The sequence below is a fragment of the Microcoleus sp. A006_D1 genome, assembly GCF_036702805.1.
Lineage (GTDB): Bacteria > Cyanobacteriota > Cyanobacteriia > Cyanobacteriales > Microcoleaceae > Microcoleus.
In genome coordinates this window covers 493,746-501,380 of sequence record NZ_JAUBVZ010000004.1, presented here as the reverse complement: position 1 = coordinate 501,380, position 7,635 = coordinate 493,746, and the positions used below count along the sequence as shown (strand labels likewise).

The window sequence follows — 7,635 nt, the reverse complement described above, 5'->3', positions numbered from 1 at the left end:
TTTTGCCGATATTCAAAGCAATCAAGCAGATGCAGCAGGATTAGCTATTTTGCAGTTTTTGGCAGCACAAGGGGAAGGGGGAATCGTTAGCAGACCAACTATTTTGCAAGAGTTTCCTGATAGTTGTGATGCTGTCGCTTTGCTTCTGCAACGGGAGTTGATTGAGGAAGTTGGTGATGGTTATTGTTTTCAGGTTGAGTTGATGCGGCGCCATTTTGCACAGGTGTGAGATAATACTGTAGGGAAACGGCAATGCCGTGTCCGGCGCTGGACTCTGCAACTCTGCAACTTTTAATAATTGTTATTAAGATTGATGACTGTAGCATCTTTTTTGTTAATTGGTATAACCTATTTATGTCCGAAGCTTTAGATGACTCAAACCTTATAAATTAGCTCAATTTATTATACCAGATATTTGATTAGCATCGACAGTTGCTCGCCGGACACGGCAGTGCCGTTTCCCTACAGATATTTTATTTGCGATTGCTTTTCATTTATCGCTTCGCTAATGCTCGATCGCAATGACAAAAAAACGTTAACCCAACGGTATTGAGCTTTGAGCTGCTGCCTTGCACGGAATTTTCCAATATTTACCAGTTTTCAACCATTTTTCATTAAGCCCATCTATGAGATTTTTTAGTACATCCCGCATTGAATCTGTTGACCACAGGCTCATTGCTATGATTAGACATACTACCAGTTGTGATGCTAGCGCGCGATGCCGTTTCTCTTTAGCTTTTGTTTTCAGAATAGCCACTTCTATTTCTGTTAATGGAATTGCTATCTCTATGGCTTTAAATATCTCGCTACTTTTGAGCTTGGGAGATTCTAATAATATTTTTTTGTACGGCACTAGATTTGATTTACTTTTTTGTACATCATACCTAGTTTACCACTTGTGCGGCCTTAAGTAAACCGTATTCGGTTATACTGGGGTTAGTCTTGGTCTGTGGATTGTTTGGATAGGCGATCGAGGCGATCGTCCGTTTCTTTAGTTAACTTGAGTAAACGCTATATAAAACAAGAGGCAGGTTGGGTTTAGCTATCTTAACCCAACCTACTAATTAAGATTACGGTGTAGGATTGGGATACTTAGCGTGCACGGAATTGATTTCTGCGATCAGATCTCGATCTAGCGTCACATCCAAACTGCTGAGATTTTCCTCAAGTTGTGCGATCGATGTTGCACCGATAATTGTGCTAGTCACAAACCAGCGCGATCGCACATACGCCAAAGCCATCTGCGCCGGACTCAAACCGCGCTTTTGAGCAATCTCAATATACGCTTTCACCGCATCATTCAGATTAGTTTTATCGTAACGCTGACCGAATCCTGCGAACAAAGCCAGGCGCGAATTTTCAGGGATTCCATTCAGGTATTTACCCGTTAAGATTCCGAAACCCAAAGGACTGTAAGCCATCAATCCCACATTTTTAAAGCGACAAGTTTCTGCCAAATTCATGTGAAATGTCCGATTGCTCAAACTGAAAGCATTCTGAATCGAAACAACTTTCGGCAAACCGTGTTTTTCTGCTAATTCGCAAAACTCACAAACTCCCCACGGCGTTTCATTGCTCAAACCCAAATAGCGGATTTTGCCAGCTTTAATTAAGTCCGCAAATACTTCCAACTGTTCCAAAATCGCTACAGTTTCGTGTTCTTGGGCTATCTCGTAGTCCGGCGCGCCAAATAGCGGCACGTAGCGGTCTGGCCAGTGAATCTGATACAGGTCGATGCAGTCTGTTTGCAGGCGCTTCAGGCTGTCATTCAGGGCTGTTTCGACATTTGGGCGATCGATCTGATTTTTCCCTTCCCGAATCCACTTTAATCGAGTGCTTCTCCCCGCCACTTTAGTCGCTATAATGACTTTATCCCGCTGCTGTTTCACCAACCATTGGCCGATATATTCCTCAGTTTTTCCCTGAGTTTCTGGTTTTCCCGGTACCGGATACATTTCGGCAGTATCGATAAAGTTGATGCCTCTATCGATCGCAAAATCGAGCTGTTGCGCCGCTTCTTCAACAGTGTTCTGCTGCCCGTAAGTCATCGTACCCAAACAGATTTCAGATACTAATAAATCGCTATCGCCGAGTTTTTTGTATTCCATGAGTTTGAGTCCATAAAAACTTCTAATTCTATCTTACCGAAAAACTTTCATTTAGTTGACCACGCGCCAAAGAATCTCCCCTTACCCTCTTTTTCTCTGCGCCCTCTGCGCCCTCTGCGGTTAAAATATCTTCAAAAATATGCGGATTTAAATGTTAATATAAATAATTCCTATCCATCTGATGTATAGCAACCGCCACATCGGTGAGGACATAAATAACTTCATGAATAGAGCCGATACCCGTACTGCATCAATGGTTTGTTTGATTCGGGTTATGCAACTGTCAACTGTCCACTGTCAACTGTCAACTGATGTATGAGTAGCCTCCCGCCCAAAGTCCCGTTTGTCAACCTCTCCCTACAACACCAGCCAATCCAATCCGAAATAGCAGAAGCAATTAGAAAAATTATCGAGCAAGGAGACTTTATTTTAGGTCAAGCACTAGCCGAATTTGAAACAGCATTTGCCGCAGCTTCTGGAGTACAATACGGCGTAGGTGTGGCTTGCGGGACAGATGCGATCGCCCTGGGACTCCAAGCTTGCGGCATCAATCAGGGCGACGAAATCATCCTCCCAGCCAACACTTTTATCGCCACCCTAATCGCCGTCATCCAAGCCAAAGCAGTACCTATTCTTGTAGATTGTGACCCGGAAACTGCCCTGATTGACCTGACAGCAGCCGCCACAGCAATTACCTCGAAAACTAAAGCAATTATTCCCGTACACCTCTACGGTCAAATGGTGTCGCCCACGCAGCTTTTAAATTTTGCCAACCGCCACAATTTAATCATATTTGAAGATGCCGCCCAAGCGCATTTAGCGGAAAGAGAAGGATACCGTGCAGGTTCCATTGGGAAAGCAGCAGCATTCAGCTTTTATCCCAGCAAAAATCTCGGCTGTTTTGGCGACGGCGGGATGTTGATTACTAACGATGCAGAGCTCGCAAAAAAAATGCGAACTCTCCGCAATTACGGAGCACCAAGCAAATATTTGCACACAGAAATCGGTACCAACAGTCGCCTCGACAATTTGCAAGCCGCTGTGCTGAATGTGAAATTGCCTTACTTGGAAAAATGGAATCGCGATCGCCACTTAGCCGCCCAACACTACAATACTTTACTAGAACCCCTGAAACACCAAGGCATTGTACCGATCGCCAATCACAGCAACACAGGTCACATTTATCACCTCTACGTCATCCAAATTACTGAGAAAAGCCCTATCGCCCGCAACCTTCTTCAGGAAAAACTCGCCCAACAGGGCATCCAAACAGGTATACACTATCCCGTACCTTGCCACCTGCAACCCGCCTACCAAAACTTAGGCAATCGGGGCGACTTCCCCCTGACAGAAACCCTGTGCGAACAGATTTTATCATTGCCAATGTATCCCGGATTGAGCAATACTCAGATTGAGCAGGTTGTACAGGCGATCGAACTATCATTTGACAGTTGACAGTTGACAGTTGACAGTTGACAGTTGACAGAAGGAAGACGCAAGACTGAAGGAAGACGCAAGACTGAAGGAAGACGGAAGACGGAAGACAGAAGAAGACATACACAGTAAACTGTTTAGCGATCGGTATTTTACCTTTAATTAGGTGGATTTACTTAAGTGTTCATAAAAGTTATGCTAAAGGTGTTTCAAGCAGTAGGGTGCAGTTTTCAAAGCGTTTGAGTTGGAATCAGCAAATCTTTAACTCACAGTTCAAAACCGCTTTCGCGTTGTTCGCCCTCGCGCGGCAATCTCAAAACTTCTCAAACCATGCACATCCAGCGCAGAATTCGCATTGTTCTCAAGCGATACCTCCTGGGGGAAGGTATCACGGTACTCCTAGTGCTGCTGTACGCCCCCCTACTCGTACACTGGTACGACGGATGGTTCAACAAAAACATCAGCATCGAACACGAATATTTCAGCCACGGAATAATTGGTTTGCCCTACGCAGCTTATATTGCTTGGACAAACCGCAATAGCTGGCTGCGCTTGCCCAACTCGCCACATCCCTTGGGAAGCTTTTTCCTGGTACTAGCGACACTTTTTTATCTAAGTCGTTTGAGCGATTTAGTGAATTTATCCCTGGGAGTAATACTGGCTGGAATTTGCTTGTGTTTAAAAGGAATCCCCGGCTTAAAATTGCAGGGAATGCCGCTTTTATTCGTATTTCTGGCATCGCCAAATCACATCCCTTACCTGATAGAACCCTACGCCTTGCCGTTGCAGCACTTCATTGCTGAAGCATCAGGATCGATATTAACTAAGGTGGGTTTGAACGTGAGAGTCGAAGAAATTTATCTGTACGTAAACGATCGCATTGTCGAAGTGGCACCCCACTGTGCAGGCTTAAAAATGCTGTTTACCAGTCTGTACGTCAGCTTAATTCTGCTGGATTGGACGGGAGTTTGGAGTTCCCGCAAAAAAAGCATTTTGTTTTTAGCCACTGCATCTATCATTAGTATCAGTTCCAACATTGTCCGCAACACTTTGCTAACTTACTTTCACGGAACCGAAAGAGAGACGCTGTTTCATTGGCTGCACGCCGGATGGGGCGGAGACTTGTATTCTGCTTGTATACTAGGCTTGTTGGTACTTCTCCTCAACGGGATGGAAAAGTATTTCCCAAGCCACTCTGGCAATTAATGAAACAAATGATTTCAGCACGGAAACTACTGCGGCAGTACAAACTATCTAAAATTGCGATCCTGATGTTTTTGCTGTTACTGGTTGGAGTAGTAGCAATTCCCGGCTACGCGACGGGAAGGTGGCCTTGGACAAACCCGCCAGCAGTTGCAAATCTCAAGCAATTGAGAAGTTTGCGCCAAGACGGAATGAAACTTCCCGACTGGCAGGTGATCCGCATCCAGAATAACGTCCAAATTGGCGGCCACAGGTGGTTAGTTGAAGAAATTAAAAATTATCAAACAATTGCCATTTTATTGCTGTTGCCTCAAAATGGCCACAAAAACCAGCCCCAGGTAGAATGGCTCGACATCGATGGATTTCACCGATGGCAAACAGATTCTCACCGCACTTTGAGGTTTACAGTTAAATTAGCGCCAACATCAGACAAGCCATCGCCTAGCGTCGAGGCGCGGTTTTTCCGAAGCTGGACTTCCCAACAAACTTTTGCTGTCGTGCAGTGGTACGCTTGGCCTAACGGGGGTTCTCCAGCAACCAGCCGCTGGTTTTGGGAAGACAGCATTGCTAGGCTGTCGAATCGCCGCGCTGCTTGGGTTGCTGTCAGTATCATCGTTCCCATTCAACCGCAGAGTGATATTAAGATAGTTGAACCGCTGCTGGAATCTCTGGGCCAAACTGTTCAGGCTCAATTAATGGCAGAAACTTTCTGAGTTGAGAGTTTTTAACACATTTTTGTGCGGTAGAGTTGAATGCTGGGAGCATCTCAATGAGAGGTGTCAATAGGGCGATTGAAATCGCTTCTATACAAACAAAGACCGCCTCCGCGGGCTAGAAGAATCAAGAGGTAATACCAATTATGAAAAATATTGCTACAGAGAAATTATAGAATCTCATCTGTAGGGAAACGGCATTGCCGTGTCCGGCGGGAAAGTATGAAGAGTATAAAATTAAAGTGAAGGGTGGCGGAAATGACAATTAAAACTCAGCTAATTATTCAAAATATTACCTTTTTTTATAGGTTCAAAAACCGGGAAAAATTCATAATTAGAAATCGCGTCGCTTTTTCCTTAGCCGGCTTGTATTCAACTGCTTGGACTCTATGTTTTACTGCTGTATTCTGGGGCTTTAACGGCAAGGTTTTTTCGGAAACGGCTTCTTCTCAACCTTTTGTTCCTATTTCTGAGCGGCTCGTACCGCCACCCCCACTGCGCGTACCACCACCGCCGCCCGCCAACTTCAACCGGGAAATTAACCCAGCTTTTCGGAATCGGCCGTACCGCCTGGGCCCGGGAGACCAGATTTCTGTTCAAGTTCAGCGCTTCCCAGAGTTAAATTTTACAGGTGCAATCAGCCCTGAAGGGATAATTGTACTGCCGCTAATCGGCACAGTAAATGTGCGCGGCCTCACCGTCGAAGAATCACAGCAGCGCCTCCGGGAGCGCTTTGCCCAATTTATCAAAAATCCTCAAGTCTCGGCTGCTTTGCTGCTTGGGCGCCCGGTAGTGGTGACGGTGACGGGGGAAGTGGCGAGACCTGGTTTTTATCCGCTGCAAACCCCGCTGCTTCCGGCGGCTCTGGCGGCTGCTGCTGGGACTACTCCGACGGCCGAACTGCGGGCGGTGCGGGTGCGGCGGACTTTATCGAGTGGTGCTGTCGCGGAGCAAGTTGTTGATATTTTGACGCCGCTGCAAACTGGTATTGCTCCGCCGGATTTGCGTTTGGAAGATGGAGATGCGATCGTCGTACCGTATCAACAGGTTACGCCCGATCGCAAATCCGATCGAGATTTAGCATCCAGATACAGCCTAGCCGCTGCCGCTGTCCCCGTCCAAATCACTGTCACCGGAGAAGTCAGCAAACCGGGTTTTTACACGCTTGGGGCGGGTTCTGGTCGAATTTCCGCTGCTTTGCTGGTTGCGGGCGGAGTCACGGCAAAAGCCGATTTGCGGGCGGTGCGAGTGCGGCGGACGCTGGTAGACGGCTCGTCGGTGGATGAACCCATCGACCTCTACAGTCCCCTAGCAAAGGCTAACGATTTGTTTGATTTTCCTTTGGCCTCGGGAGATGTGATTGTCATCCCGGAATTAGACGCTAGTATCAAAAATTTAAACTACGACAAAGCTCTGGTGGCGCGGTCTACCCTGATTAAGCCCAGGATCTACGTTCGAGTTTTGAGTTACGCTAGTGGTGGTTTGACTTCGTTCTACGTAGAAAATGGTAGCAAGTTTTTGGATGCTATCAACAACTTGCCTGTTAATCTTGCTGACTTACGGAAAATGGCTTTGATTCGGTTCGACCAAAAGCAAGGTAGAGCTATCAACCGCAAGATAGATGCGAAAGCTGCTTTGGAGGGCAATGTTTCTCAGAACCCGATGCTGGAAGATAATGATGTGATCGTAATCGGTAGGAATCTCGTAGAGCGCGTTAGTTATGCAATCAATACTGTTACTCGACCGTTCCGCGATACTTTGGGATTTATTCTGTTCTTTGAGCAGTTGAGAAATGGGGTAACAAATCTGTTCGGGCCGTCATCTAATGATAATAATAATAATAGGTAGTCATTAGTCAGCAGTCATCTTGCCCGCTCGCGAAGCCGAAGGGTAGTCCTGCCATCATCTTGCCCGCTCGCGACTTGTGCTGTAGTTCGACTACGCGGTAACTGAGCGCAGCCGAAGCTCACTAGCCGCGTAGCCGAAGCAAGCCGAAGGTTAGTCCTGCCGTCATTAGGAGAAGTATGGGGAATAAAAAGCATTTTTGTTTGAGCGCGAGCGGCCCCCCTGGGTTGCTGATATATAAGCGCGATCTCGATATTTTGCTCGCAGTAATAAAACAGCTTGCGCCCAGATGCTCCGGTCATTAGTTAGGATTTATAGTTAGCAATCTAAAA

General features: G+C 46.4%; 6 protein-coding genes and 1 pseudogene. 5 read left to right on the top strand and 2 right to left on the bottom strand.

Going from position 1 to position 7,635, the window contains the following annotated elements; all coding sequences use genetic code 11:
* A partial coding sequence (locus tag QUB68_RS10460; RefSeq protein ID WP_332991927.1) for a hypothetical protein occupies positions 1 to 229 on the top strand: 229 nt, incomplete at its 5' end.
* Positions 230 to 562: 333 nt separating this feature from the next.
* Here the strand turns inward: QUB68_RS10460 and QUB68_RS10455 are convergent.
* Together QUB68_RS10455 and QUB68_RS10450 are read right to left on the bottom strand one after the other, a co-directional pair.
* Positions 563 to 778: pseudogene (locus QUB68_RS10455) on the bottom strand (transposase domain-containing protein); the annotation flags it as partial.
* Positions 779 to 1,070: 292 nt separating this feature from the next.
* On the bottom strand, positions 1,071 to 2,108 hold the full coding sequence (locus QUB68_RS10450) for an NADP(H)-dependent aldo-keto reductase (RefSeq protein ID WP_332991926.1): 1,038 nt from the start codon (positions 2,106 to 2,108) through the stop codon (positions 1,071 to 1,073).
* Positions 2,109 to 2,423: 315 nt separating this feature from the next.
* Between QUB68_RS10450 and QUB68_RS10445 the strand changes: the two genes are divergently transcribed.
* The 4 genes from QUB68_RS10445 to QUB68_RS10430 all read left to right on the top strand — a co-directional run bounded on the left by QUB68_RS10445 (position 2,424) and on the right by QUB68_RS10430 (position 7,306).
* Positions 2,424 to 3,563 (top strand): DegT/DnrJ/EryC1/StrS family aminotransferase, encoded by a 1,140-nt coding sequence (locus QUB68_RS10445; RefSeq protein WP_332991924.1) that lies wholly within the window; start codon positions 2,424 to 2,426, stop codon positions 3,561 to 3,563.
* Positions 3,564 to 3,872: 309 nt separating this feature from the next.
* Positions 3,873 to 4,748, top strand: coding sequence for a cyanoexosortase B (crtB, locus tag QUB68_RS10440; protein WP_332991922.1), 876 nt, complete (start codon positions 3,873 to 3,875; stop codon positions 4,746 to 4,748).
* On the top strand, positions 4,748 to 5,458 hold the full coding sequence (locus QUB68_RS10435) for a cyanoexosortase B system-associated protein (RefSeq protein WP_332991920.1): 711 nt from the start codon (positions 4,748 to 4,750) through the stop codon (positions 5,456 to 5,458). The genes crtB and QUB68_RS10435 overlap by 1 nt, the downstream gene beginning before the upstream one ends.
* A 258-nt stretch (positions 5,459 to 5,716) precedes the next feature.
* Entirely contained in the window at positions 5,717 to 7,306 is a 1,590-nt protein-coding gene (locus tag QUB68_RS10430) for a polysaccharide biosynthesis/export family protein (RefSeq protein ID WP_332991918.1), read from the top strand.
* The last annotated feature ends 329 nt before the right edge of the window (positions 7,307 to 7,635 follow it).